The organism is Streptomyces sp. NPDC088910 (assembly GCF_044749865.1).
Classification (GTDB): Bacteria; Actinomycetota; Actinomycetes; order Streptomycetales; family Streptomycetaceae; genus Actinacidiphila.
On sequence record NZ_JBIVIV010000017.1, the window covers coordinates 183,027 to 206,646 of the forward strand.

General features: G+C 72.5%; 23 protein-coding genes. 12 read left to right on the top strand and 11 right to left on the bottom strand.

Features of this window, described 5'->3' with window-relative positions:
- Nucleotides 1-198: 198 nt before the first annotated feature.
- The gene (gene radA / locus ACIP4Z_RS32120; protein ID WP_355342306.1) at nucleotides 199-1,584 is read right to left on the bottom strand and encodes a DNA repair protein RadA; all 1,386 of its coding nucleotides are present in this window, start codon (nucleotides 1,582-1,584) and stop codon (nucleotides 199-201) included.
- 225 nt (nucleotides 1,585-1,809) lie between these two features.
- Here radA and ACIP4Z_RS32125 point away from each other — a divergent pair, with 225 nt between their 5' ends.
- Both ACIP4Z_RS32125 and ACIP4Z_RS32130 read left to right on the top strand, forming a co-directional pair.
- Nucleotides 1,810-3,678 (top strand): hypothetical protein, encoded by a 1,869-nt coding sequence (locus ACIP4Z_RS32125; protein WP_401313836.1) that lies wholly within the window; start codon nucleotides 1,810-1,812, stop codon nucleotides 3,676-3,678.
- A gap of 76 nt (nucleotides 3,679-3,754) precedes the next feature.
- Complete coding sequence (locus tag ACIP4Z_RS32130; RefSeq protein WP_355342312.1) at nucleotides 3,755-4,507, top strand: hypothetical protein; 753 nt, start codon at nucleotides 3,755-3,757, stop codon at nucleotides 4,505-4,507.
- 45 nt (nucleotides 4,508-4,552) lie between these two features.
- On the opposite strand, the gene ACIP4Z_RS32135 is transcribed toward ACIP4Z_RS32130, so the two are convergent.
- The 3 genes from ACIP4Z_RS32135 to ACIP4Z_RS32145 form a co-directional block, all read right to left on the bottom strand.
- Nucleotides 4,553-5,224 (bottom strand): methylated-DNA--[protein]-cysteine S-methyltransferase, encoded by a 672-nt coding sequence (locus ACIP4Z_RS32135; protein WP_401313838.1) that lies wholly within the window; start codon nucleotides 5,222-5,224, stop codon nucleotides 4,553-4,555.
- Nucleotides 5,221-5,718, bottom strand: a complete 498-nt coding sequence (locus tag ACIP4Z_RS32140) for an RNA polymerase sigma factor (protein WP_401313840.1) — start codon at nucleotides 5,716-5,718, stop codon at nucleotides 5,221-5,223. The genes ACIP4Z_RS32135 and ACIP4Z_RS32140 overlap by 4 nt, the downstream gene beginning before the upstream one ends.
- 126 nt (nucleotides 5,719-5,844) lie before the next feature.
- A complete protein-coding gene (locus ACIP4Z_RS32145; RefSeq protein WP_401313842.1) occupies nucleotides 5,845-6,342 on the bottom strand; it encodes a methylated-DNA--[protein]-cysteine S-methyltransferase in 498 nt (165 codons plus the stop codon).
- A 579-nt stretch (nucleotides 6,343-6,921) separates the two neighbouring features.
- On the opposite strand from ACIP4Z_RS32145, the gene ACIP4Z_RS32150 reads away from it, so the two are divergent.
- Entirely contained in the window at nucleotides 6,922-7,566 is a 645-nt protein-coding gene (locus ACIP4Z_RS32150; RefSeq protein WP_401313844.1) for a hypothetical protein, read from the top strand.
- Between the two features lie 315 nt (nucleotides 7,567-7,881).
- Here the strand turns inward: ACIP4Z_RS32150 and ACIP4Z_RS32155 are convergent, their stop codons facing one another.
- Nucleotides 7,882-8,694: a hypothetical protein gene (locus ACIP4Z_RS32155; protein WP_391164077.1), complete on the bottom strand. Its 813-nt coding sequence runs from the start codon at nucleotides 8,692-8,694 to the stop codon at nucleotides 7,882-7,884.
- A 130-nt stretch (nucleotides 8,695-8,824) separates the two neighbouring features.
- On the opposite strand from ACIP4Z_RS32155, the gene ACIP4Z_RS32160 reads away from it, so the two are divergent.
- The 4 genes from ACIP4Z_RS32160 to ilvD all read left to right on the top strand — a co-directional run bounded on the left by ACIP4Z_RS32160 (nucleotide 8,825) and on the right by ilvD (nucleotide 13,532).
- Complete coding sequence (locus ACIP4Z_RS32160; RefSeq protein ID WP_401313846.1) at nucleotides 8,825-9,793, top strand: Ppx/GppA family phosphatase; 969 nt, start codon at nucleotides 8,825-8,827, stop codon at nucleotides 9,791-9,793.
- Nucleotides 9,794-10,053: 260 nt separating this feature from the next.
- A complete protein-coding gene (locus ACIP4Z_RS32165; protein WP_401313877.1) occupies nucleotides 10,054-10,848 on the top strand; it encodes a sugar phosphate isomerase/epimerase family protein in 795 nt (264 codons plus the stop codon).
- Nucleotides 10,845-11,540 carry a TetR family transcriptional regulator gene (locus ACIP4Z_RS32170; protein ID WP_401313848.1) on the top strand — a complete coding sequence of 232 codons (696 nt, stop codon included), beginning with the start codon at nucleotides 10,845-10,847 and terminating at the stop codon, nucleotides 11,538-11,540. Before ACIP4Z_RS32165 ends, ACIP4Z_RS32170 begins: the two co-directional genes overlap by 4 nt.
- A 138-nt stretch (nucleotides 11,541-11,678) precedes the next feature.
- On the top strand, nucleotides 11,679-13,532 hold the full coding sequence (ilvD, locus tag ACIP4Z_RS32175; RefSeq protein ID WP_391049609.1) for a dihydroxy-acid dehydratase: 1,854 nt from the start codon (nucleotides 11,679-11,681) through the stop codon (nucleotides 13,530-13,532).
- Between the two features lie 149 nt (nucleotides 13,533-13,681).
- On the opposite strand, the gene ACIP4Z_RS32180 is transcribed toward ilvD, so the two are convergent.
- On the bottom strand, nucleotides 13,682-14,137 hold the full coding sequence (locus ACIP4Z_RS32180; protein WP_401313850.1) for a Uma2 family endonuclease: 456 nt from the start codon (nucleotides 14,135-14,137) through the stop codon (nucleotides 13,682-13,684).
- A gap of 50 nt (nucleotides 14,138-14,187) precedes the next feature.
- A complete protein-coding gene (locus ACIP4Z_RS32185) occupies nucleotides 14,188-15,339 on the bottom strand; it encodes an LPXTG cell wall anchor domain-containing protein (RefSeq protein WP_401313852.1) in 1,152 nt (383 codons plus the stop codon).
- Between the two features lie 112 nt (nucleotides 15,340-15,451).
- Between ACIP4Z_RS32185 and ACIP4Z_RS32190 the strand changes: the two genes are divergently transcribed.
- Nucleotides 15,452-15,904 (top strand): EamA/RhaT family transporter, encoded by a 453-nt coding sequence (locus ACIP4Z_RS32190; protein WP_401313879.1) that lies wholly within the window; start codon nucleotides 15,452-15,454, stop codon nucleotides 15,902-15,904.
- Nucleotides 15,905-15,945: 41 nt separating this feature from the next.
- Here the strand turns inward: ACIP4Z_RS32190 and ACIP4Z_RS32195 are convergent, their stop codons facing one another.
- Both ACIP4Z_RS32195 and ACIP4Z_RS32200 read right to left on the bottom strand, forming a co-directional pair.
- On the bottom strand, nucleotides 15,946-16,128 hold the full coding sequence (locus ACIP4Z_RS32195) for a Clp protease N-terminal domain-containing protein (protein WP_401313853.1): 183 nt from the start codon (nucleotides 16,126-16,128) through the stop codon (nucleotides 15,946-15,948).
- A gap of 243 nt (nucleotides 16,129-16,371) precedes the next feature.
- Nucleotides 16,372-16,914 (bottom strand): GNAT family N-acetyltransferase, encoded by a 543-nt coding sequence (locus ACIP4Z_RS32200; RefSeq protein WP_401313855.1) that lies wholly within the window; start codon nucleotides 16,912-16,914, stop codon nucleotides 16,372-16,374.
- Between the two features lie 173 nt (nucleotides 16,915-17,087).
- On the opposite strand from ACIP4Z_RS32200, the gene ACIP4Z_RS32205 reads away from it, so the two are divergent.
- Nucleotides 17,088-17,585 (top strand): YfbM family protein, encoded by a 498-nt coding sequence (locus ACIP4Z_RS32205; protein ID WP_401313857.1) that lies wholly within the window; start codon nucleotides 17,088-17,090, stop codon nucleotides 17,583-17,585.
- Between the two features lie 527 nt (nucleotides 17,586-18,112).
- Here ACIP4Z_RS32205 and ACIP4Z_RS32210 read toward each other — a convergent pair.
- Entirely contained in the window at nucleotides 18,113-18,313 is a 201-nt protein-coding gene (locus tag ACIP4Z_RS32210) for a hypothetical protein (RefSeq protein ID WP_401313859.1), read from the bottom strand.
- 1,194 nt (nucleotides 18,314-19,507) lie between these two features.
- Between ACIP4Z_RS32210 and ACIP4Z_RS32215 the strand changes: the two genes are divergently transcribed.
- The 3 genes from ACIP4Z_RS32215 to proC all read left to right on the top strand — a co-directional run bounded on the left by ACIP4Z_RS32215 (nucleotide 19,508) and on the right by proC (nucleotide 22,069).
- Nucleotides 19,508-20,404 carry an ABC transporter ATP-binding protein gene (locus ACIP4Z_RS32215; RefSeq protein ID WP_401313861.1) on the top strand — a complete coding sequence of 299 codons (897 nt, stop codon included), beginning with the start codon at nucleotides 19,508-19,510 and terminating at the stop codon, nucleotides 20,402-20,404.
- Entirely contained in the window at nucleotides 20,401-21,138 is a 738-nt protein-coding gene (locus ACIP4Z_RS32220) for an ABC transporter permease (protein ID WP_355350226.1), read from the top strand. Before ACIP4Z_RS32215 ends, ACIP4Z_RS32220 begins: the two co-directional genes overlap by 4 nt.
- A gap of 112 nt (nucleotides 21,139-21,250) precedes the next feature.
- The gene (proC, locus tag ACIP4Z_RS32225) at nucleotides 21,251-22,069 is read left to right on the top strand and encodes a pyrroline-5-carboxylate reductase (RefSeq protein WP_355350229.1); all 819 of its coding nucleotides are present in this window, start codon (nucleotides 21,251-21,253) and stop codon (nucleotides 22,067-22,069) included.
- 65 nt (nucleotides 22,070-22,134) lie between these two features.
- Here the strand turns inward: proC and trpS are convergent, their stop codons facing one another.
- Nucleotides 22,135-23,136, bottom strand: coding sequence for a tryptophan--tRNA ligase (trpS, locus tag ACIP4Z_RS32230; protein WP_401313863.1), 1,002 nt, complete (start codon nucleotides 23,134-23,136; stop codon nucleotides 22,135-22,137).
- Nucleotides 23,137-23,620: the final 484 nt, after the last annotated feature.

Genomic DNA, 23,620 nt, shown 5'->3' on the forward strand with positions numbered 1-23,620 from the left:
CGGGTGCCGGGTGTTCCCCGGAACCGCGAGCCGGGCGTTCTCCGGGAAGGGGTGCGGGGTGTTCCCCCGTGCCCGCGAGCCGGGCGCCCGCGGCCGTACGGCCGGGCAGCCGGGCAGCCGTACGGCCGTACGAACGCGGACGTCTGCACGGCCGTACGGGCACCGGCGTCCGCGGCCGTACCGGCGTACGCCGTGGCGCTACGACCGTGCGGTCCGCTTCGGCAGGGCCCGCAGCGCGTCCCCTATGTCCGCGACCTCCACCACCTTCATGCCCGCCGGGATCTTGCCGGGGTCCGGCGGTACCAGGGCGTGGGTGAAGCCGAGCCGGGCCGCCTCCGACAGGCGGCGCTGCACGCCGGTGACGCGCCTGACCTCACCGGCCAGGCCCACCTCGCCGATCGCCACCAGGTTCTTCGGCAGCGGGGTGTCGATGGCGGCGCTGGCCAGCGCGAGCGCCACCGCGAGGTCGGCGGCGGGCTCGGTGAGCTTCACGCCGCCCACGGTCGCGGTGTAGATGTCCTGCTTGCCGATGGCCTTGATCCGGCCGCGCTGTTCGAGCACCGCGAGCATCATCGACACGCGCGAGTTCTCCAGACCCGAGGTGGTGCGGCGCGGCGAGGGGATCTGGGTGTCGACGGTCAGCGCCTGCACCTCGGCGACCAACGGGCGGCGGCCCTCCAGGGTCACGGTCAGGCAGGTGCCGGGCACCGGCTCGTCGCGCCGGGTGAGGAAGAGGCCGGACGGATCGGCCAGGCCGGTGATGCCCTCGTCGTGCAGTTCGAAGCAGCCGACCTCGTCCGTGGCGCCGTAACGGTTCTTGATGCCGCGGATCAGCCGCAGCCGCGCGTGCCGGTCGCCCTCGAAGCTGAGCACCACGTCGACCAGGTGCTCCAGCAGCCGCGGGCCCGCGATCGAGCCGTCCTTGGTGACGTGTCCGACCAGGATGGTCGACATCCCGCGGTCCTTCGACGCCCGGATCAGCGCGCCCGCGACCTCGCGGATCTGCGCGGTGCCGCCGGGCGCGCCGTCCAGTTCGGCCGACGCGACGGTCTGCACGGAGTCCAGCACCAGCAGCGCCGGCTTCACGTCGTCCAGGTGACCGAGAACGGCCGAAAGATCCGTCTCCGCGGCCAGATACAGATGGTCGGCGAGCGCGCCGATCCGGTCCGCGCGCAGCCGTACCTGCGAGGCGGACTCCTCACCGGTCACGTACAGCGTCGCGCCCTGCGCGCTGGACGCCTTCGCCGCCACGTCGAGCAGCAGCGTGGACTTGCCGACGCCGGGCTCGCCCGCGAGCAGGACGACGGCGCCGGGCACCAGGCCGCCGCCGAGCACGCGGTCCAGCTCCGGCACGCCCGTGGAGCGCGCGGTCGCCTGCCGCCCGTCGACCTGGCCGATCGGCCGCGCCGCCGTCGTCACCCGGCCGGGCGCGGTGGTCCGTACGGCGGGCGCGGCGCCGAACTCCTCCACCGTCCCCCACGCCTGGCACTCGCCGCAGCGGCCCAGCCACTTCAGCGCCGTCCACCCGCACTCGGTGCAGCGGTAGGAGGGACGGTCCTTCGAGACGGTCTTACGGGCAGCCATGCCGCCCACCGTAGCGGGAGGGTCCGACAAGGCGGCCGGACCGGCCCCTGCGGCTGCCGGGGGCGCTCAAGGGGGCGTGCGGCGCGGACATCGAGCGCGCGCACGTGCGTTCACTCGTAAGAATGACGGAGCTGTCCCCTTTTGGGCAGCATCACTACCCATAAGGATTAATGCACGCCAGGAGAGCTGAACCGGGGGCCGTACCGGGCCTACCGTCGCCCGGTGATGAGCAGGCAGGAGACCCCCACCCAGAACCAGACGACCGGCGCACACCGCAAGCACCGCGCGCCGGCCGGCCGGGCCGCCCGCAAGGACACGCCGGGCGGCGAGGCGCCGCGCACCGAGGCGCCGCGTCCGGAGGGAGCGCGCGTGGAGGGAGCGCGCGTGTCCCGCAAGGAGGCCCGCGGCGACGCGCGCAAGGCCGCCCGCAAGGAGCCGTCGCGCAAGGACGGCCGCAAGGACGGCCGCAAGGACGTCCGCCGGGAAGCGACGCACAAGGCGCACGACCGTCAACGCCCGCACGGCACGCTCCCCATGCAGCCGCCCGCGCACTACGAGCCGTATCTGGACGGCCTGTTCACGTACTGCCTGTCGATCCTGTGCGAGCACGACGCGGCGGCCGGGGCGCTCGGCGAGGTGCTGGCGCTCGCCGAACGGCAGCGCGGCCATCTGCGCGACCCGAAGCTGCTCCGCCCCTGGCTGTACGCGCTCGCCCGCTGGACCTGCCTGCGCCGGCTCGCCGCCGGGCCGCCGGAGCCGCCGAGCACGTCGGTCGCCGTCGCCGAGCAGCGGCACGCCCAACTCGCCGCGCTCGCCTGGCCCGAGGCCGCCGGCACCACGCCCGAGCAGCGCGAGGCCCTGGAGTTGGCGGTCCGCCACCAACTCCCGCCGCACGAAGTCGCCGCCGTCCTCGGCATCGACGCCGACACCGCGCGCGGCCTGCTCGCCCGCGCCGCCTGCGAGGTGGAGCGGACCCGCACCGCGCTGTCCGTCGTGGACACCGGCAACTGCGCCGCCCTCGCCCAGATCGCGGGCGAGACCAAGGTGTTGCTCGGTACGGCGCTGCGCACCGAACTCGTCAGGCACGTCGACGACTGCCCGGTGTGCAGGCGTACGGCGGAACGCGTCGTCGCCGCGGGGCCCTGGCCGGGGGCCTCGGGCGTACCGGGCGCTCCGGGGGCCGGGTCCACCGCCGTCCTCGCCCTCATCGAGGCGCCGCGCTCGGCCGCGTACGCCGCCCTGCTGCACGCCATGGACGCCGGGGCCGGGCGCTCCCGCGACGCCACCCCGCGCTTCGACCGGCGCGGCTTCCCCATGGACCTCAAGGACCGCGCCGCCCGCCGCGCGCAGCTCAGGCACCGGGCCGTCACCAGTACGGTCGTCGCGGCCGTCGTCGCCGCGCCCGTACTCGCCCTGTGGGCCGCCTATCACGCGGCGCCGCTCGGCGCCGACGCGCCCGGCACGGACCGCGCCGCCAGCGAGCCCGACGGTCTCAACGGCGACCCGTACCAGGAGGCGGGCAGCTCCCGGCAGGCCCCCGACCCCCAGCACTCCGGCGGTACGGACACCCCGGCGCCGGTCCTCACCACGACCGTCTCGACCGACCCCACGGCCGCCGGCTCGGCGTCCCCCGGCGGCAGTACGCTCACCGTCACCGCCAGCGGCACCACCGTCACCCTGACCGCGCGCGGCGCGGCCCCCGTGCACTGGACGGCCGACACCGCCGCGTTCTGGATCCGGCTCTCCGCGACCTCGGGCGACCTGCGGCCCGGAGAATCGGTCACTCTCACCCTGAGCGTCGACCACGCCCTGGAGCCCTCCGGCTCCTGGACCGCCCGCATCGCCTTCTCCCCGGCGCACGCGACCGTGATCCTGCGCGGCTCCTCCACCCGCAATGTGCCGCCGCCCGCCTCCGACTCCCCGACCACCCCGCCGCCGTCCTCGTCCTCCCCGACGACGCCCCCGCCGACCACGCCTCCGCCGACGACCCCGCCGCCCACCACCCCGCCCCCGACGACACCTCCGCCGACGACCGCGCCGCCCACGACCGACGCCCCCAGCACCGCGCCGGAGTCGCCGAGCCCGGCCGGATAGCCGTACGGCGAAAGGGTGTTACTCCTGAGTAGCCGTACTCATGCCGGGCCGCCCGCGCGGCGGGACGATGAGCGGCATGGGGAAATTCACCGGCACGGTCGTGGTCACCCTCGTCACCGTCGGAACACTCGCCGTCGTCCACGCCGTCGGCGCACCACTGTCCACCGTCCTCGGCACCGCCGCGGGCCTGCTCGGCCTGCTCTGGCTGCTCCTTCTGCTGACCGTGCCGTGGAACCTCTACTTCCGCGCCCACGCCGTCCTCGCCGAGATCCGGACCAGCCGCGAAAAGGGCCTGACCGTCTCCCCGGAACGCGACACCGAGGCCGGGCGGATCGCCCGCCTGATGCTGCGCGTCGCCCTCGCGGGACACCTCGTCACGGCCGCCCTCGCGGTCGCCGTCGCCGCGGCGACCGGCCGCGCCGCCGGTTACTGGCTCGCCGGATTCTTCCTGCTGAGCACCGTCTTCCGGCCCGCGGGCGCCTGGTTCGCGGCGCTGCGGCGCCGCCTCGGCACCCTCCTGAAGGACGTCACCTACCCGCGCGACGACGTCCTCGCCCTGCGCGCCACCGTCACCCGCGTCGAGAGCGGCGCCAAGGTCCTGGAGGGCAAGGCCGAGGAGCAGTACCACGCGCTCGGCGAACTCCGGTCCGCGGTCGACGCGTTGGGCCTGTCCGTCTACGCGCGGGCCGACGGGACCGACCGCCGGATCGCCGCGCTGGCGCGGGAGTTCGAGGCGACGGTGAACCGGCTGACCGACAACACCGAGATCATCGCCGGTCTGAAGGCGTTTCTGCGGCTGCTGCGGACGGAGGACGGGGTGCTGCCGTAACGGCCTTGGTCGGTACGGCCGTTGACGCGGGACGTCACGCCCGCCTCAGGCGGCCGTCTCCAGCTCCAGCAGCAGGTGCTTGGCGTCGGCGCCGCCCGCGTACTGCCCGGCCGAACCGTCCGAGCGCACCACCCGGTGGCACGGCACCACCAGCGGCAGCGGGTTGAGCGCGCACGCCGTACCCACCGCGCGGACCGCCCGCGGACTGCCCGCCGCCGCCGCCACCTGCGCGTAACTCGCCGTCCTGCCGTACGCGATGTCCGGCAGGTGCGTCAGCACCTCGCGCCTGAAGCCCTTCGACAGCCGCCAGTCCAGGGGGACTTCGAAGCCGCGGCGCTGCCCGGTGAAGTACTCGTCGAGCTGGCGGCTCACCGCGTCCAGCCGCCGCGGGGCGCGCAGCACCCGCGGGCTGATGGTGTCCGCGAGCTGCTGGAGCACCGCCGCGTGGTCCTGCACGGCGAACGCCACGCGCACCAGGCCCTTCTCGGTCGCCGCCAGCAGCAGCGGGCCCACCGGGCTGTCCAGCGTCCGGTACGCGACGTCCAGCAGCCCGGCTTGCCCGGCTTCCGCCGCCAGGCGCTCGTGGAGCCGGTCCATCGTCGCGTCGTCCTGCGCGGCGAGGGCTTCCAGGAGCTGGGCGGCCGAGTCGTTCGTGTCCCGCACGTCCCGCACGTCCTGCGTGTCGTTCGTGTCGTTCGTGTCGTTCGCGTCCTTCATGAGGGGTCTCCTCCTCCCGCGGTGTCCCGCGGATAGCTGCGGCGCAGGGCCTTCACCCCGTCGGCGGCGGCCCTGCGCGCCGCGTCCGGGCTGCCGCCCGTCACGGCGGCGATGTCCTTGTACGGCAGGCCCGCCAGGTAGTGGTACGCGACCGTCTGCCGCTGCCGCTCCGGCAGCGCCTTCAGCGCCGTCCACAGATCCGGGTCCCAGTCCTCGGGCCGCCCGGTGCGGCTCGCCCGCTCGGGCAGCTCCGCCAGCGGTGTCGCGCGGCGCGCGTTGTCCCGCGTGATGTCGACGGCCTTGCGGTGCGCGATGGTCACCAGCCACGCCTCGACGTTCGCGTCCGCGGGCAGCTCCGGGTACGCCCGCAGCGCGGCCAGGAAGGTCTCCGACCACGCGTCCTGCGCGTCGTGCGGGCCCACGACGGCCCGGACCACCCGGAGCACCATCGGCCCGTGGTCGGTCACGATCTGTTCGAACAGTGGCTTGCTCACATGGGGTAAACGCGTGGGGGCGCCGAAACGTGAGGTGGCTTTCGCGGGGGGCTTTTGGACCTGCGGTCCGCTTCGGAGGTGCGGTTCGCTTCGGAAGTGCGGTTCGCCGCGGAACTGCGGTCCGCTTCAGAAGAGGCGGTCCGCCGAGGCGGCGTCGGGCTCCTCCAGTTCCAGCAGGTACCGCTTGCGGGCGAGGCCGCCCGCGTAGCCGCGCAGGTTTCCGTCGGCCGCCACCACGCGGTGGCACGGGACGATCACCGACAACGGGTTCAGGCCGTTCGCGGCGCCGACGGCCTGGGAGAGGGAGATGTCGCCGAGCTGGCGGGCGAGGTCGCCGTAGGAGCGGGTTTCTCCGTACGGGATGCGGGTCAGCAGGGTCCAGACGCGGCGCTGGAACTCGTTGCCCTCCGGGGTCAGTTCGAGGTCGAAGGTGTGCCGGGTTCCGGCGAAGTATTCCTTGAGCTGGTGGCGTACGTCGTCGAAGGATTCGTCGGCGCGTTCGCCGAAGGTGGTTTCGTTGGGCCTTCGTTTGTGGCCCTCGAAGTAGAGCCCTACGAGGGCGGGGCCCTCGCGGACCACTGTCAGGTCGCCTACGGGCGAGGCGATCACCGCATGTGTCCTCATCTTGCTTATTTTTCCCGCCCGCCCACCCGTGCGGGTGCTTTTTCGTCTGCGGGTGCCGCTTGTGCCTGGGTCGGTGCCGGTCCGGGGCACCTCCTCGGGCGACGAACGTGCGGCCACTTCGAAAACGTCCAGCCCTTGTCTGTTCGTCCCCCTGCGGGGGCACCCCGGCCCGTCCCCTCCTCGCCCGTCGGCGTCCGCCTGTCCGGTGGGGGTGGCCGGGGAGGGGGGTGGGTGGGCTTGGGTACGTCGGCGTCCGCCTGTCCGCTGTGGCTGAGGGGGGGAGGGGGTGGGTGGGCTCGGGTGCGTCGGCGGCCGACGGGCCGGTGGGGGGCGGAGGGGGGTGGGTGGGCTCGGGTGGGGCGGGGGCTAGCATCCGGGGGCATGGGGACGCGGGGGTGGCGGCTTGGGGCCGTGGTGGGGGTGGCGGTGCTGGCGGGGGTGGGTGCCTCGGGGCCGGAGCGGGCGGAGGCGGTCCGTGCGACGGTGGGGCTTGGGCCGCTTCCGGCGGATCGTTATAACTACACGCCCGAGGACTATCAACGGGAGAAGCGGGCAACGGCGTTGCTGGTCCGGCAGTGCATGGCGAAACGCGGGCACGCGGACTTTCCGCTCGATCCGCGCTACCCCGTCGACCCCACCGTGCTCACCGCGGTCAGCACTGGCTACGGCGCACTCGACATGGCCAACGCGAGCCGCTGGGGCTACGGATGGGACCCGGCGAAGTCCACTCCCACGCTGCCGCAGGGCCGTCGGATGACCCAGGCCGAGTACGCGGACTTTCCGGCCTGCAACGTGGAGGCGAACCGGCGGCTGATGCGCGGGATCGACGTCAAGCGGGACTGGCTCTACGCGAGCACGCGCTCGGTCGAGATCGACAAGGCCGTCAAACGCGATCCCCGCTTGCTCGCGGCCTGGGACGCGTGGTCCCGCTGCGTGGCCGGCCAGGGGTTCGCCCGCTACTCCGACCCGCTCGCGGCCTTCGGGGACAAGGCGTGGCATCGCGGCAGCGACGGCAACACCACGCACACCCCGACCGAGCGGCGCACCGCCGTCGCCGACGTCACCTGCCAGCGCCGCCACCACACCGCCCAACTCCTGCACGCCGTACGCGCCCAGCAGCAGACCGCCGACATCGCCGCCCACCAGGACCGCTACACCGCCGGCCTCCACGCCCTCCAGACCTTCCGGTCCACCATCTCCGACACCCTCCGCCACCTCGGCTGACGACACCCCGCAAAGCGCCTCCCCCCCCGAACATCGAACACGTCCCCTTTGATCACAGCGTGGGGCGTCAACACCCCCGCAGCCCCCGTGCCCGGCCCCATCCACCCCCACGGACCGTCGGGCGCCGACGTACCGGAGGGGACGGTGCGGGGTGCCCCCGCAGATTTGCGTGCCGACAGGGCGTTGACGGATCCGCGGGAGCAGGCAGCACGCAGCTCGAGGAGGTACCCCGTACCGGGACCGACCCCACGCACAAGAGGGCGCCCGGACGGTACCCGGACCGAACCCCCAGCCGCCCCCACGTACAAGAGGGCCCTAGGAAGCGGGGGCAGCGGGGTCGGCGGGGTGGGGGGCCAGAAGAGGAAGGTGGGGGGTGGACAGGCGGGACTCGCACAGCGCAGCGAGCACGGCGTAGGCGTCGGGACCCATGAGTTCGGTCAGCTCCGGGCGGTACGACACGTAGACCGGGTCACCGGCACCGTGCGCGGACGTCGCCGACGTGCACCACCAGTGCAGGTCGTGGCCCCCCGGCCCCCACCCCCGCCGGTCGTACTCCCCGATCGACACGACCAGCACCCGCGAATCGTCCGGCCGGTCCACCCAGTCGAAAGTCCGCCGGATCGGCAACTGCCAGCACACGTCCGGCTTCGTCTCCAGCGGCTCGCGCCCCTCCCGCAGGGCCAGCGCGTGCAGCGCGCACCCCTGGCCGCCCGCGAACCCGGCCCGGTTGGAGAAGACACACGCCCCGTCCACGACACGCGTCTGCCGCTCGCCCTCCTCGTTCTCCATCGCCCACGCGCCGTCGGCGCCCTCGGCGTGGAACTGCCACGTCTCCGGCGTGAGCCTGGCCACATGCCCGGCCACCCGCTTCTCGTCGTCGTCGTCCGAGAAGTGCGCGCCCAGCGAACAGCACCCGTCGTCCGCGCGCCCCGCCACGATTCCCTGGCAGCCGCTGCCGAAGACGCACGTCCAGCGCGAGGTGAGCCACGTGAGGTCGCAGCGGAAGACCTGCTCCTCGTCGGCCGGATCGGCGAATTCGACCCAGGCGCGGGCGAAGTCCAGCCCCACCTCGTCGCGGACCGTGCCTGCACTCTTCTTCTTGGCCTTGAGGGCCTTCACCTTCGCCACGCGCCCAAGAGTAAGACCGGAATGCGCCGAATGGTCGCCAACGGGTCGCGGATCGCCCACGCGCCACCGCCCCGCGGCCCCGCGCGGCCCGCGGAACGGACACCCACGTCGGCGCGCTAGCGTCTTGCCCATGCGACTCGGAGTGCTCGACGTGGGTTCCAACACCGTCCACCTGTTGGTGGTGGACGCGCACCCGGGCGCGCGCCCGCTCCCCGCGTACTCGCACAAGGCGGAGCTGCGCCTGGCCGAACTCCTCGACGAGCACGGCGCGATCAGCGACGCCGGCGTCGACCGCCTGGTCGCCACGATCGCGGACGCGCTGCGCGTGGCGGAGGACAAGGGCGCCGAGGACGTGCTGTCCTTCGCGACCTCCGCGGTGCGGGAGGCGGCGAACGGCGAGGCCGTCCTGGCCCGGGTGGACGCGGAGACGGGCGTACGCCTCACCGTCCTGTCCGGCGAGGACGAGTCGCGGCTGACGTTCCTCGCCGTACGCCGCTGGTTCGGCTGGTCGGCCGGGCGGCTGCTGGTGCTGGACATCGGCGGCGGGTCGCTTGAGGTCGGCTACGGCATGGACGAGTACCCGGACGCGGCCGTGTCCCTGCCGCTCGGCGCGGGACGCCTGACCGGTGCGTGGCTGCCGGGCGACCCGCCGACCGCCCACGACGTACGGTCGCTGCGTAGGCACGTACGCGCCGAGATCGCCCGTACGGTCCCGGACTTCGCCCGCTTCGGCCGGCCCGACCACGCGGTGGGCACGTCCAAGACGTTCAAGCAGCTCGCCAGGCTCGCGGGCGCGGCCCGCTCCGCCGACGGCCTGTACGCCCAGCGCCGGCTGCGGCGCGGCGCGCTGGAGGAGTGGGTGCCGCGGCTCGCGGAGATGACGGCGGCCCAGCGCAGCACCCTGCCGGGCGTCTCGGTCGGCCGGGCCGGGCAGCTCCTGGCGGGCGCCCTGGTCGCGGACGCCGCGATGGACCTCTTCGGCGTCGAGGAGCTGGAGATCTGCCCCTGGGCCCTGCGCGAGGGCGTCATCCTGCGCAAGCTCGACCTGATGGTGAACGACGCCGGACCGGGGGCGGCCCTGGCCCGCTGGGGCGACTGAGCCGGTCCGCCGCGCCCGCCACGCCCCGCCGTGAGATCGGCGACAGTCCCTCCGCACCCCCCGGCACCTGCCCCTTCCGCCCCGGCCGCCGCCGTACGCTGTTTCCCGTGGCTGAACCAGCGGGTCGGAAGACGGACGGCCGGACGACGGACGCCGCCCTGAGACGCGATTGGCGTACGGGGCAGCGCGCGCAGCACGCGCGGGAACGTCTCGCCCCGACCGCGGGGTCCGCCGCGGGGCCCCGTGGCGGCACGTCGAAGATCGTCCTGTCCACCGCCTCCGTCTACCCGGCCTCCACCGCCACCGCCTTCGAGATCGCCGCCCGCCTCGGCTACGACGGCGTCGAGGTGATGGTGTGGACCGACCCGATCAGCCAGGACGTGGACGCGCTGCGCCGCCTGTCGGACTTCCACCGGATGCCGATCCTGGCCGTCCACGCGCCGTGCCTGCTGATCGCGCAGCGCGTCTGGTCCGCCGACCCGTGGGTCAAGCTCCAGCGGGCCCGCGCGGCGGCCGAGACGCTGGGCGCCTCGACCGTCGTGGTGCACCCGCCGTTCCGCTGGCAGCGCGGCTACGCCAGGGACTTCGTCGCCGGGATCTGGCGGATGGCGGACGAGACGGACGTACGGTTCGCGGTCGAGAACATGTACCCGTGGCGCTACCGGGACCGGGAAATGCAGGCGTACGCGCCCGACTGGGACGTCACCAACGACGACTACCGCCACCTGACCGTGGACTTCTCGCACGCGGCGACCTCCCGTACCGAGCCGTTCGCGCTGATGGCGAGGATGGCCGAGCGGATGGTGCACGTCCACCTCGGCGACAGCACGGGCTCCGCCAAGGACGAGCACCTGGTGCCGGGGCGCGGGAATCTGCCGTGCGCGGAGCTGTTGGCGTCGCTGGCGGCGAGCGACTACGACGGCCATGTGGTGGTCGAGGTGACCACCCGGCGGGCGATGTCGAGGGCCGAGCGCGAGGCGGACCTGGCGGAGGCGCTGGCCTTCACCCGGCTGCACTACGCGACACCGGCGCCGGTCGGCGGTGGTCCGGCGTGAGTACGGCGAAGGCGTCCCCCGGCTCCCCGGAACCCGACGAGCCCCAGGAATCCGAGGGCCCCCAGGAGTCCGGCAAGCCGGCCGGCCGCCGCCGCGGCCGTCCCGCGGGCACCAAGGCCGGGACCGCCGAGACCCGTGACCGTATCCTCGCCGCCGCCCGCGAGGAGTTCTCCGCCCGCGGCTACGACAAGACCTCCGTCCGCTCGATCGGCAAGGCGGCGGGCGTCGACTCCGCCCTCGTCCACCACTACTTCGGCACGAAGGAACAGATCTTCGGCGCCGCCATCGAGCTGTCCTTCGCGCCCGCCATGAACATCCCCGACCTCGTCGTGGCGGGCGGCGTCGACGGCATGGGCGAGCGGGTGGCCCGGCTGATGCTGCGGATCTGGGAGAACCCGGTCTCGCGCGAGCCGCTGCTGGCCATCGTCCGGTCCGCGGTCACCAACGAGACGGCCGCCGCGGTCTTCCGCGGCCTGGTCAGCCGCCGCGTCCTGGCCCGCCTCGCGGGGGGCCTCGACGTGCCCGACGCCGAGTTCCGCGTGCAGCTCGCCGCCGCCCAGCTCGTCGGGATCATCATGCTGCGGTACATCGTGCGGGTGGAGCCGATGGCCTCCGCCGACCCCGAGGACATCGTCGCCATGGTCGGCCCGGTCCTCCAGCGCTACCTCACCGCCGCCGACGTCCACCCGTAGGACCCCGCCCCCGTACAGCCCCATGGGACCGCACGTCCCGCATACCGGACCGAACGTCCGGATCCTGGGCGACGGGCGTACCCTCGATGCTCTAGTACGGAGCAGTACGAGCCAAGTGAACCCAAGGGAGTGGACACCGTGCCCGAGCTGAGGTCACGTACGGTCACCCACGGCCGCAACATGGCGGGCGCCCGCGCGCTGATGCGCGCCTCCGGCGTCGCCAACAGCGACATCGGGAAGCCGATCATCGCGGTCGCCAACAGCTTCACCGAGTTCGTACCGGGTCACACGCACCTTCAGCCCGTCGGCCGGATCGTCTCCGAGGCGATCCTCGCGGCGGGCGCGGTGCCGCGCGAGTTCAACACGATCGCCGTGGACGACGGCATCGCGATGGGCCACGGCGGCATGCTCTACAGCCTGCCGTCCCGCGATCTGATCGCCGACTCCGTCGAGTACATGGTCGAGGCGCACTGCGCTGACGCGCTGATCTGCATCTCCAACTGCGACAAGATCACCCCGGGCATGCTGATGGCCGCGCTGCGCCTCAACATCCCGACCGTCTTCGTCTCCGGCGGCCCCATGGAGGCCGGCAAGGCGACGCTGGTCGACGGCACCGTCCGCAAGCTGGACCTGATCAACGCCATCGCGGACGCCGTCAACGAGAACATCTCGGACGAGGACATCCTCCGTATCGAGGAGAACGCCTGCCCGACCTGCGGCTCCTGTTCCGGCATGTTCACCGCCAACTCGATGAACTGCCTCACCGAGGCCATGGGCCTGGCGCTGCCCGGCAACGGCTCGGTCCTGGCCACGCACACCGCCCGCAAGGCGCTGTACGAGAACGCCGGCCGCACCGTCGTGGAGCTGACCAAGCGGCACTACGAGCAGGACGACGCGTCCGTGCTGCCGCGCGCCATCGCCACCCGCGCCGCCTTCGACAACGCCATGGCGCTCGACATCGCCATGGGCGGCTCCACCAACACGATCCTGCACCTGCTGGCCGCCGCCCAGGAAGCCGAGCTCGACTACGGCCTGGACGACATCAACGCCGTCTCGCGCCGCGTCCCCTGCCTGGCCAAGGTCGCGCCGAACGTGGCGCCCGGCGGCACGTACTACATGGAGGACATCCACCGGGCCGGCGGCATCCCCGCCATCCTCGGCGAGCTGTACCGCGGCGGGCTGCTCAACGAGGACGTGCACACCGTCCACTCGCCCTCCATCAAGGAGTGGCTCGACGCCTGGGACGTGCGCGGCGGCTCCGCCTCCGACGAGGCCGTCGAGCTGTGGCACGCGGCGCCCGGCTGCAAGCGCTCCGCCGAGGCGTTCTCGCAGTCCGAGCGGTGGGACACCCTGGACACCGACGCCGCGGGCGGCTGCATCCGCGACGTCGCGCACGCCTACTCCGCCGACGGCGGCCTGGCCGTGCTGCGCGGCAACCTCGCCCTGGACGGCGCGGTCGTGAAGACCGCGGGCGTGGACGAGTCGATCTGGACCTTCGAGGGGCCGGCCGTCGTCTGCGAGTCGCAGGAAGAGGCCGTCGACAAGATCCTCGCCAAGCAGGTCAACCCCGGCGATGTCGTCGTGATCCGCTACGAGGGCCCGCGCGGCGGCCCCGGCATGCAGGAGATGCTCTACCCCACGTCCTTCCTCAAGGGCCGCGGCCTCGGCAAGGTCTGCGCCCTGGTCACCGACGGCCGCTTCTCCGGCGGCACGTCGGGCCTGTCCATCGGCCACGCCTCACCCGAGGCGGCCTCGGGCGGCACCATCGCCCTGGTCGAGGACGGCGACCGCATCCGGATCGACATCCCCAACCGCTCCATGGAACTCCTGGTGTCCGAGGAGGAGCTGGCCGCCCGCCGCGAAGCCCTCGGCGGCGTCTACGCCCCGCGCGACCGCACGCGCAAGGTCTCCACGGCCCTGCGCGCCTACGCGGCCATGGCCACCAGCGCCGACCGCGGCGCCGTCCGCGACATCACCAAGCTGGAGCGCTGACACCGGCAGCGCACGCACGACGCCCCCGCACCGTGACCCGGTGCGGGGGCGTCGTGCGTACGGCCGCGCTGTGCCTGGACGTACGCGTATCCGTGCGGGGACGGGCACATGTTCGTGCACGTTTACGCGCACGCGTACGGGGTCGACGGTCAGAGGTGGTCGATGCCCGTGAGGTCGACGTTGATGCGGTACGGGACCTGGACGGTCAGCTCCTCGCGGTGCACGCCGGTGAGGGCGTACGAGTGCGAGGCCGGATCCCACTCGTGCACGTAGACCATCGGGCGCTCGGTCTCGGTGTCCTCCTCCACGCGCCACAGGTGCGTGACCCCCGCTTCCTCGTACGGGTGAGGCTCGCTCTCGTCGGCGTCGGCGGGCAGGACTTCCACGGCGAGGACGACAACGTTCTCCGCCTCCGCGCCGACCACGACGATGTCCGGTTCGGCCACCGTGCGGTCGTCCACGACCACCGCCACGTCCCTGCGCACCCGCAGGTGCGCGGGGAGTGTGCGGCGGAGGCTGTGCGTCATCAGATACCGCGCCAGCGTGCGGAATCGCTCCTGCCGCGCGGGGTTCTCAGCGGCGTGCGCCGTTAATTTTCCTTCCATGGACAGTAAGTATGACCCCTGGGCAGAGAATGACGCTGGCATATGCCAAATCAGAGGTGCCGACCGCGCCTCGCCTGGGCGGTCCTGAACACGAGGAAGCCGCCGAGGAGCAGCGATCCGCCGGCGAGTCCCGCTGCCCATCCGACCTCGGCGCCGGTGTGCGGGAGGGTGTCGCCGCCGGGGGTGGTCCAGGTCCCGGTGGGCGTCGGCGGGGGAGTGGTGCCGGCCGTCCCCGACGGGTCCGGGGAGGTGGTGGGCGGGGTGGTGGGCGGTGGGGTCGTGCCGCCGGTCTCCGGGCCGGTCGGGGTGGGCGTCGTCGGCGTCGTCGTCGCGGTGGTCGGCGGTGTCGTCGTCGGTGGCACCGGCGTCGTCGAGTCGACCGAGTTCGTCGGGGTCGGGGTGGTGGTCTCGCAGGTGACGGCGACGTGGCCGAGGCGGAGGTCGACCAGCGGTCCCGCGTACGCCGGGGCGCCGCTCGTGTCGGTGAACGTGCCGCTGACGGTGATGTCGACGCCCGCGTCCGCGCTGGTGGCGGCGGTCGGGGCGCCGCCGGGCGGGTGCTGGTACGGCTCGTACGTCACGGTGAGCGTGCCGCCGCCGATGCCGGAGGCGCCGATCTCCGCGCCGGTCACGTCGAAGGTGGTCGTCCCGACCGGCACGGTGTGGCCGAGTACGTCGATCACCCCGCCGTCCGTCCGCGCGTACGCGAGCGCGTACGGGCCCACCGGCGGCGGTACGCACTCCGCGTACGCGTCCAGCGACCCGACGCTGACGAAGTCCTTGGAGTTCAGGCCGAGCGTGAAGCCGCCCGCCTGGGCCTGCGCGGAGGTCTTGCCGGGACCCGTGTCCGTACGGGCCGTGACCGCGCCGATCACCGTCAGGTGCGACAGCACGCCGGACGGGTCGGAGAAGTCACCGCCGTCCGGACCGCCGTCCGGGGCGGAGGAGGCGTGGCCGTACCGGCCGTGGAAGGCGCTCAGGCCGAGCGGCGGGGCGGGTGCGAGGGTGAGGTCGACCAGGGAGCTGGTCGCCGCCTCGGCCGCGCGGGGGCCCGCGGCCGTCGCCGCGCCGGACCCGGCGGCCAGGGTGCAGGCGGCGGCGGTGAGGGCGGCGGCGCCCAGGCCGAGGAGGAGGTGGGGGGCGGGGGGACGGCGTCGGAGCCCGGGCGAGGCCGGGGGGACGTCTGACCGGATGTCTGACATATCGTCAGGAAAACGCATCGCGTCGTGCGATTCGTCGACCGTCGGCCGAACGGGTGTGTCAGGGAACGTCCCGTTCTGGGTCATAATCGATGGCGTGGACGAGGTGAGCGAAGTGAAGCGGCGGGTTGGCGGGGGCGACGCCGTCGGCGGGGCGGTTGAGGGGGTGCCGCGGCCGGAGCCGATCCGTTTCTTCGGGACGACGTGGGTCGCGCACGATGGCGGATACGCCTGGCGGCGGGCCGGGCTCGCGGTCGGGTCCCTCGTCGCCATCGCGGTGGGGGCGGCGGTGCTGCGGTTCGGCTTTCAGGGGCTGGCCGACGCCGACGTCGGGCCCTTTGTGACGTTTCTGGCGGTGGCCGGGTTCGCCGTGTGCAGCGCTCTCGCTTTCCAGCGGACGTGGCGGGGGTTTTCGCGGCGGCGGGAGGCGGGGGCCGAGCAGGGGCTTCTGGCGATCGGCTTTCTCGGCGTGCTCCTCGCCTATTTCCTTCGGGCCTTCACCGAAGCGCCGGGGGAGGCGCTGCACCGCGCCGAGCACGCGACCGCCTCGGCACGCCGCCGGTCCTAGGGCGTGTCCGGCCGGGCGGTGGTCGCATATCCCGGTCGTCGCTATGACGTCTCTCTGGCCACCCGGGTGAGTACCGCTTGGCGCAGGCCGGCGGGTTCCACTGCCAGGGCCGCCAGTACCTCGAGGCCGCGGCCTTCTCCCGCCGCCAGCAAGCCGAGCAGGATGTGCTCCGTACCGATGAAGTCGTGTCCGAGGGCGATGGCCTCGTCCTGGGACAGCGCCACGGCGCGCCTCGCGCGGTCGGCGAAAAAATCGAACCCCTCTACTCCTCCTTGCGGGTGCCGCTTGTGCCTGGTCGGTGCCGGGCCGGGGCACCTCCTCGGGCGACGAACCTGCGGGTGCCTGCGCCTGCTTCTGGCCTTGTCCGTTCGTCCCCCTGCGGGGGCACCCCGGCCCGTCCCCTCCTCGCCCGTCGGCGTCCGCCTGTCCGTTGTGGCTGATGGGGGGAGGGGGTTACTTGCGCGGGGTCACCCTCGGCGCGTCCACAGGCCGAACCACTGCTCGGCGCCGTACTCCTCGAAGCGTTCGACCTCGGTGAATCCAAGCTTTTCCGCGACGCGCAGCGATGCCGTATTGGCGGTCTGCGTGCAGAGCACCACCGGCTCGCCGGGGAGCGCTTCGGCGGCCCAGTTGAGCGCTGCCGCGCAGGCTTCGGTGGCGTATCCGTGGCCCCACGCCTCGGGCAGGAACATGTAGCCGAGTTCGGGTTCCTCGCCCTCCGGACGGACGTGCCCTTTGCTCCCGGCGCCGTGCCGGTCGATCGTGACGATGCCGATCATCGCCCCGTCGAGGTCGACCACGAAGAGCCCGTGCCGCCGTCTTGGCGTCTCGGGCACCGCCCGCTCCATCTCGTCCCGCTCCCGGGGCCCTCCCACATAGGTCCCCACCTCCGCCGAACAGAACAGCTCAATCACCGCCCCCCGATCCCCCGCCTCCGGCTCCCTCAACCAGAGCCGCCCCGTCCGAATCCCCCCACCCGGCCACCCCTCCACCCACCCCAACTCCCCCATCCCCCCAACCTATCCCCGCCCCCCACCCAACCCCCCGATGTCTCTGGCAGGTTCTTCTGGGACCACTGCAGCAGGTAGTTCGGGCTCCAGGTTGTGGCAAGTTGATCTGGCTCCAGCTGCCCCTCGGTGCTCCTGGGCATCGCAGTGTCGGTGGTGCCTCGTACTCTGCGCGGATGAGCATGAATGGTGAGTACTTGCGTGTAACACCGGCCGAGCTGGCCAGGGCAGTCAAGGACCCGGACTGGGCGTTCGAGTACGTCATGGAGATCATGGAGACAGACGGCATCAATGACGTCGCTCCCTCAGACGCACGGCAGCTATCGACTCACAAGGCGTTCGACGCCATCGCATTCCTCCTCGAACGCGCGAGTTTCCCCGTGGACATCGTTCATGGCGGGCAGACGTTCACCAGCGAGGACTGGGGCTATGGGCCGGCCAAGTACCTGGACGCGGACCAGGTCAAGCTCGCCGCCGGAGTCCTGGCCGGCTTGTCCTTCCAGGACTTGATCCGGGACGTGGATCCCGAGCAGATGACGGCCGCGCAGATCTACCCGCTCCTGTGGGATGAGGCCGACGCCCTGGAATGGGTGCGTGGGTGGTTCGACCCGCTGGTTCCGTTCTTCGGCGCCGCCGCCCAAGCAGGCGAGGCCATGCTGGTCTGGCTCGACTGAGTCGTGCAGCTCCGCCTCGGCAGAGGATTCCTGGCAGCCACTGGCCGGCCGCTCGGCCCTGCGCCTCGCCCGCTTTCGAGTGAATCCAGGTACTCCGTTCGGCCGCCGCGCCTGGGTGTGATCCAGTGATCACGGCCTGTCGGGGGCCGTGGCTGCGGTCATGGTTGTGTCGGGAGGCCGAGGTTAGCGCTGTCGCGGGTCGAGCTGTTCGCAAGCATTCGTCGGGACACCGCAAATCGAAGCGGAGGCCCGCGAAGGCCGGGTCCACCAGGACGGGATGGTCCCGCAGATCCACCTGCCGGGCGAGGAAGCCGAGGTGGACTTCGCGGACGTGTGGGTCCGGCTGGCCGGCACCACGGTCAAGTGCCACCTGTTCACGCTGCGGCTTTCGTACTCGGGCAAGGCCGTCCGCCGGGTCTTCGCCTTCGAAGCGCAGGAAGCCTTCCTGGAAGGCCACGTCGAAGCTTTCCGCGTGCTGGGAGGGGTGCCGACCAGGCACATCCGCTACGACAACCTCAAGCCGGCGGTCAAACCAGGTCTGCTACGGCTTCGACGCGTTCTACTGCATCCCCGGTCAGGAAGGCGCCCACGAGAAGGGCGGGGTGGAACAGGAGGGCGGCCGGTTCCGCCGCACCCACTTGGTCCCCGTTCCCGACATCGCCTCGCTCGCCGAGCTGAACGAGCGGATCGCCGAGATCGACGCCGCGGAGGACGAGCGGATCCTGCACGGTCGGCTCACCTCGGTCGGCTTCAACTACCGCTCCGAGGCCGATGAGCTCGCGCCGCTTCCGGGCGAGGACTTCGAGTGTGGGCTGACCCTGACGCCCAAGACGGCGGACCGCCCTCCGCAGCCGTGCCGGAGGGGACGGGTACCCACCCCCCCTCCGCCCACCCGACGGCGAACCTCCCACCCCCTCCCCCCACCCATGGGGGACCGTCAGGCGGCGACGGGCCGGAGGGGACGGGGCGGGGTGCCCCCGCAGATTTGCGTGCCGACAGGGCGTGGACGAATGGGAAAAGAGCAGGCAGCACGCAGCTCGAGGAGGTGCCCCGGCCCGGGACCGACACCAAGGACAGGGCGGTGGGCAAAGGAAAGGTGCCCGGGGGGAAAGACCCCCCAGGCACCGAGGTGCGCCGACAATGCGACACGGGTGACGTCAGGCGCTCAAGAAACGTCAAGCGCTCAAAAGACCTGAAGCGCTCAAGACGTCAAAGCCTCAGGCGCGCCGCGCAGCCGAAACGGTCCCGACGGCTCCCACGACAGCCGCCACGACAGCCCCGTGCCAGACCCCGGTCCAGAGCGACCCGAAGAACCCCTGACTGGTCAGGACCTCCCGAATAACGAAGTCGCTGACAAGCATGAGCGCCCCGGGCACAGCCGCCACCCGCCACGGATGCTCCCGCGCCCACCTCCGTATCCGGTGATCCCGCCCCCGCGCGCCCCCGGAGTACCCGAGCACCGCCCCCGCCCCGCCCACGCAGTAGAAAAGCAGGGCGCCCACGGACAGCGCCCCGGCCAGAATGCCGAGCCCGAAGTGCCCGTGCACGAGGTGCAGGGCAAGCGACACCCCACCCCCGATCGCACCGACGGCAGCGGCCGGCCGCCAAGGTCCAAGCGTCGCCGAGGCCACGGCCAACTGCCGCTTCTCAACGCGCGATGCAGCAACTTCTCGGGATGAACGCCTCATACCGCAACGATCCTTCGCCCCCACCGCGAACGCCATAGGGGATGACCCTGACCGACCCCGGACCCCCGACCAGGACACCGACCCCCCGGCCCAGGAACACCGGCCCCCGGGCCCAGGAACCCCGGCCCAGGAACCCCGGCCCCCCACCGAGCCGCCGCCAGGCCCCCCGAAAACCCACCCCCTCCGGAGGAGCACGGCTTGACGCGCACCCCGTCACGGGTGTTTATTCATCACATGATGAATAAAGCCCCCGGACCCGCCATCGAGGCCGCCGGCCTCCGCGTCGTACGCGGTGGCCGCACCGTGCTCGACAACCTCTCCTTTACCCTCCCGCCCGGCCGAATCACCGGCCTCCTCGGACCGAGCGGCTGCGGAAAATCCACGCTGATGCGAGCGATCGTCGGCTCGCAGGCCCACGTCACCGGCACCCTCAACGTGCTGGACCACCCGGCGGGCCACCGCAGCCTGCGCCCGCGCCTCGGATACGTGACGCAGGCGCCGTCGGTCTACTCCGACCTCACCGCCCGGCAGAATCTCGACTACTACGCCGCCGTCCTCGGCATCGCGCACCGCGACCGCGCCGCCCAGGTCGAACGCGCCCTGACGGACGTCAACCTGATGTCGCACGCCGACAGCCTCGCCGCCAACCTCTCCGGCGGCCAGCGCGGCCGGGTCTCCCTCGCGGTGGCCCTCCTCGGCGAGCCGGAACTGCTCGTGCTGGACGAGCCGACGGTCGGCCTCGACCCGGTGCTCCGCAGGGACCTGTGGGAACTGTTCCACCGGCTGGCCGACGAGCGCGGCGCGACCGTACTCATCTCGTCGCACGTCATGGACGAGGCGGAACGCTGCCACCGCCTGCTGCTGATGCGCGAGGGCCGCATCCTCGCCGACGACACCCCCGACGCACTGCGCGAGCGCACCGGCTCCGACACCGTCGAAGAGGCGTTCCTGCGCCTGGTCGACGCGGCCAACGACGAAGCCAGCGGCGCGAGCGACGCCAAGAGCGGCGACGCCAAGGGCGGCCAGGCCGAGGGCGCGAGCGACGCCTCTCAGCAGAAGCCCCCCGCACAAGCCAGTGCCAGTGCCAACGAATCCGCCGAGTCCACCCCCACAGAATCGACCGCGCGATGAACCTCGACCGCACCTTCGCCACGGCCCGCCGCGTCCTGCGCCAGCTCAGCCACGACCCGCGCACGATCGCCCTGATGCTCGTCGTCCCGTGCGTGCTGCTGACACTGCTGAAGTACGTCTTCGACGCCAGCCCGCAGACGTACAACTCGGCTGGCGCCTCGCTCCTCGGCATTTTCCCGCTGATCACGATGTTCCTGGTCACGTCGATCGCCACGCTGCGCGAACGCACCTCGGGCACCCTGGAGCGGCTGCTGTCCATGCCGCTGGGCAAGGCCGACCTGCTCGCCGGGTACGCGCTCGCGTTCGGCGCCGTCGCCGTCGTCCAGGCCGCGCTCGCCACCGGCCTGTCCGTGCTCGCGCTCGGCCTCGACGTCACCGGCTCGGCGTGGCTGCTGCTGGTCGCCGCGCTCGCCGACGCCTTCCTCGGCACCGCGCTCGGCCTGTTCGTCAGCGCCTTCGCGTCCAGCGAGTTCCAGGCCGTGCAGTTCCTGCCCGCCGTGCTGCTCCCGCAGATCCTGCTCTGCGGCCTGTTCGTCCCGCGCGGCGACATGCAGCCGGTCCTCAGCGGCCTGTCGAACGTGCTCCCCATGTCGTACGCCGCCGACGCCACCACCCAGATCGTCCACCACACGGGTGTCACCGGCGACTTCGTACGCGATCTGATCATCGTCGCCTGCTGCGCCCTCCTGGCCCTCGGCCTGGGCTCGGCCACCCTGCGCCGCCGCACCACCTGAGCCGCACCACCTGAGCCGCACCACCTGAGCAGAGCCACCCCGGTTGCCCGGACGTACGACCGAAGGGCGGACGCGGCCCGCTTGCCCCGTCCGCCCCTGCGAAGATGACCCCATGACCGCCCAGAAGCAGAAAGTCGCCGTTCTCGGCACCGGCAAAATCGGCGAAGCCCTCCTCTCCGGCATGATCCGCGCCGGATGGGCCCCGGAGGACCTGCTGGTCACCGCCCGCCGCCCCGAACGCGCCGAGGAACTGCGCGCCCGTTACGGCGTCGAGGCCGTCACGAACGCCGAGGCCGCCAAGGCCGCCGACACCCTCATCCTGGCGGCCAAGCCCCAGGACATGGGCGCCCTGCTGGACGAGCTGGCCGCGCACGTACCGGCCGACCGCCTCGTCATCAGCGCCGCCGCCGGCATCCCGACCGCCTTCTTCGAGGAGCGGCTCGCGGACGGCATCGCGGTCGTACGCGTCATGCCGAACACCCCCGTGCTCGTGGACGAGGGCATGTCCGTGATCTCGGCGGGCCGCCACGCCACCGAGGCCCACCTCGCCCGTACCGAGGCCATCTTCAAGCCGGTCGGCAAGACCCTCCGCGTCCCGGAGAAGCAGCAGGACGCCGCGACCGCCCTGTCCGGTTCCGGACCCGCGTACTTCTACTACCTGGTCGAGGCCATGACCGACGCGGGCATCCTGCTCGGCCTCCCGCGCGCCCAGGCCCACGACCTCATCGTCCAGTCCGCGATCGGCGCCGCCGTGATGCTCCGCGACAGCGGCGAGCACCCGGTCAAGCTCCGCGAAGCCGTCACCTCCCCGGCGGGCACCACCATCAACGCCATCCGCGAGCTGGAGAACCACGGCGTACGCGCCGCCCTCCTCGCCGCCCTCGAAGCCGCCCGCGACCGCAGCCGCGAGCTGGCCTCCGGCAACGGATGACCCGGCTCGACGGGTACGGCCGCGGGTAGCGAGGCGGCGCGGGAGCAGGACGGATACGGCCGCGGCTACGTGAGCGGCAGCAGCCCCACCGCCCGGTAGGCCGCGTCAACGGTCGGCCGGGCCAGCGCCCGCGCCGCCGCCGCGCCGTCCCGCAGCACCCCGTCCACGTACGACGGATCGGCGCTGAACTCGGCGTGCCGCGCCCGCAACGGCCGCAGCAGCTCCACCACCGCCTCCGCCGTGTCCCGCTTCAGGGCCCCGTACGCCGTGTACTCCCCGGCCAGCGTCTCCGGCTCCTTGCCCGTACAAGCCGCCAGGATGTCCAGCAGATTCGCGACGCCCGGCCGCGCCTCGCGGTCGTACTCCACCTCGCCGGCCCCGCTGTCCGTCACCGCCCGCATCACCTTCTTGGTGATCGCCTCGGGCTCGTCGAGCAGGTAGATGATCCCGGCGGTGGCGTCGTGCGACTTGCCCATCTTGCCGGTGGGGTCCTGGAGGTCCATGACCCGCGCGGCCACGGCGGGCCGTACGGCGCGGGGTACGACGAACGTCCGCCCGTACCGCTGGTTGAACCGCTCCGCCAGCACCCGCGTCAGCTCCACATGCTGCGTCTGGTCCTCGCCGACCGGCACCTCGTCGGCGCCGTACGCCAGGATGTCCGCCGCCATGAGCGCCGGGTACGTGAGCAGCGACAGCCGTACGCTCTGCCCGGCCGCCTGCGCCCGCGCGGACTTCTCCTTGTACTGGATCATGCGCCGCATCTCACCGTCGGTGGCCACGCACTCCATGACGTACGACAGCCGCGCGTGCTCGTCGACGTGGCTCTGCACGAACACCGTGCACACCTGCGGATCGAGCCCGGCCGCGAGCAGCAGGCTCGCCGCCTGCCGGGTGAGCCGTCGCACCCGCGCCGGATCGTGGTCGACGGTGAGCGCGTGCAGGTCGACCACGCAGAACAGCGACTCCGCCCGGTGCTGGTCCTCTTCCGCCCACCGCCGGATCGCGCCGAGGTAGTTCCCCAAGGTGAGGTGCCCGGTCGGCTTGACCCCACTGAAAATCCGCGTCATGACTGCTGTCTCCTGGTCCTGGTCGGGTTCGCGGGACCACCGCCCACCGCGGCCGGGACAACAGAAAACGGCCGCCGAGGCGGCGGCCGTTGGATGCATACGTACCTCCTGGCCGCCCTAGGCGGCCCACCACTGAGAGGTGCACGCATGCGATGTCATACGACCCACAGTAGCCCTCCGGCCACCGCCAGGGCACCGAGTTGACACTCTCCGGACCCGTGCGTAACGTTCTCCGGGTTGTCCGAGCGTGAGCGCCGACTCCGGTCGGTCCCCGGACAGCCATTCCGCAGCAAACAAACGAGCGACTACGGCATGCCGTGGCGTTCACTTGTGCGCATTCGGAATGGGGCGGGAACGGAAAGCGGCCGATTTGGTTCGACCGCCGAAGTTCAGCTAATGTCTCACTCGTCGGAACGGCCGAACAGCCGGAAAGACAAGCCCCGCTGACTGGGGGTCAGGCACTGGAAAGCGTCTGATAGAGTCG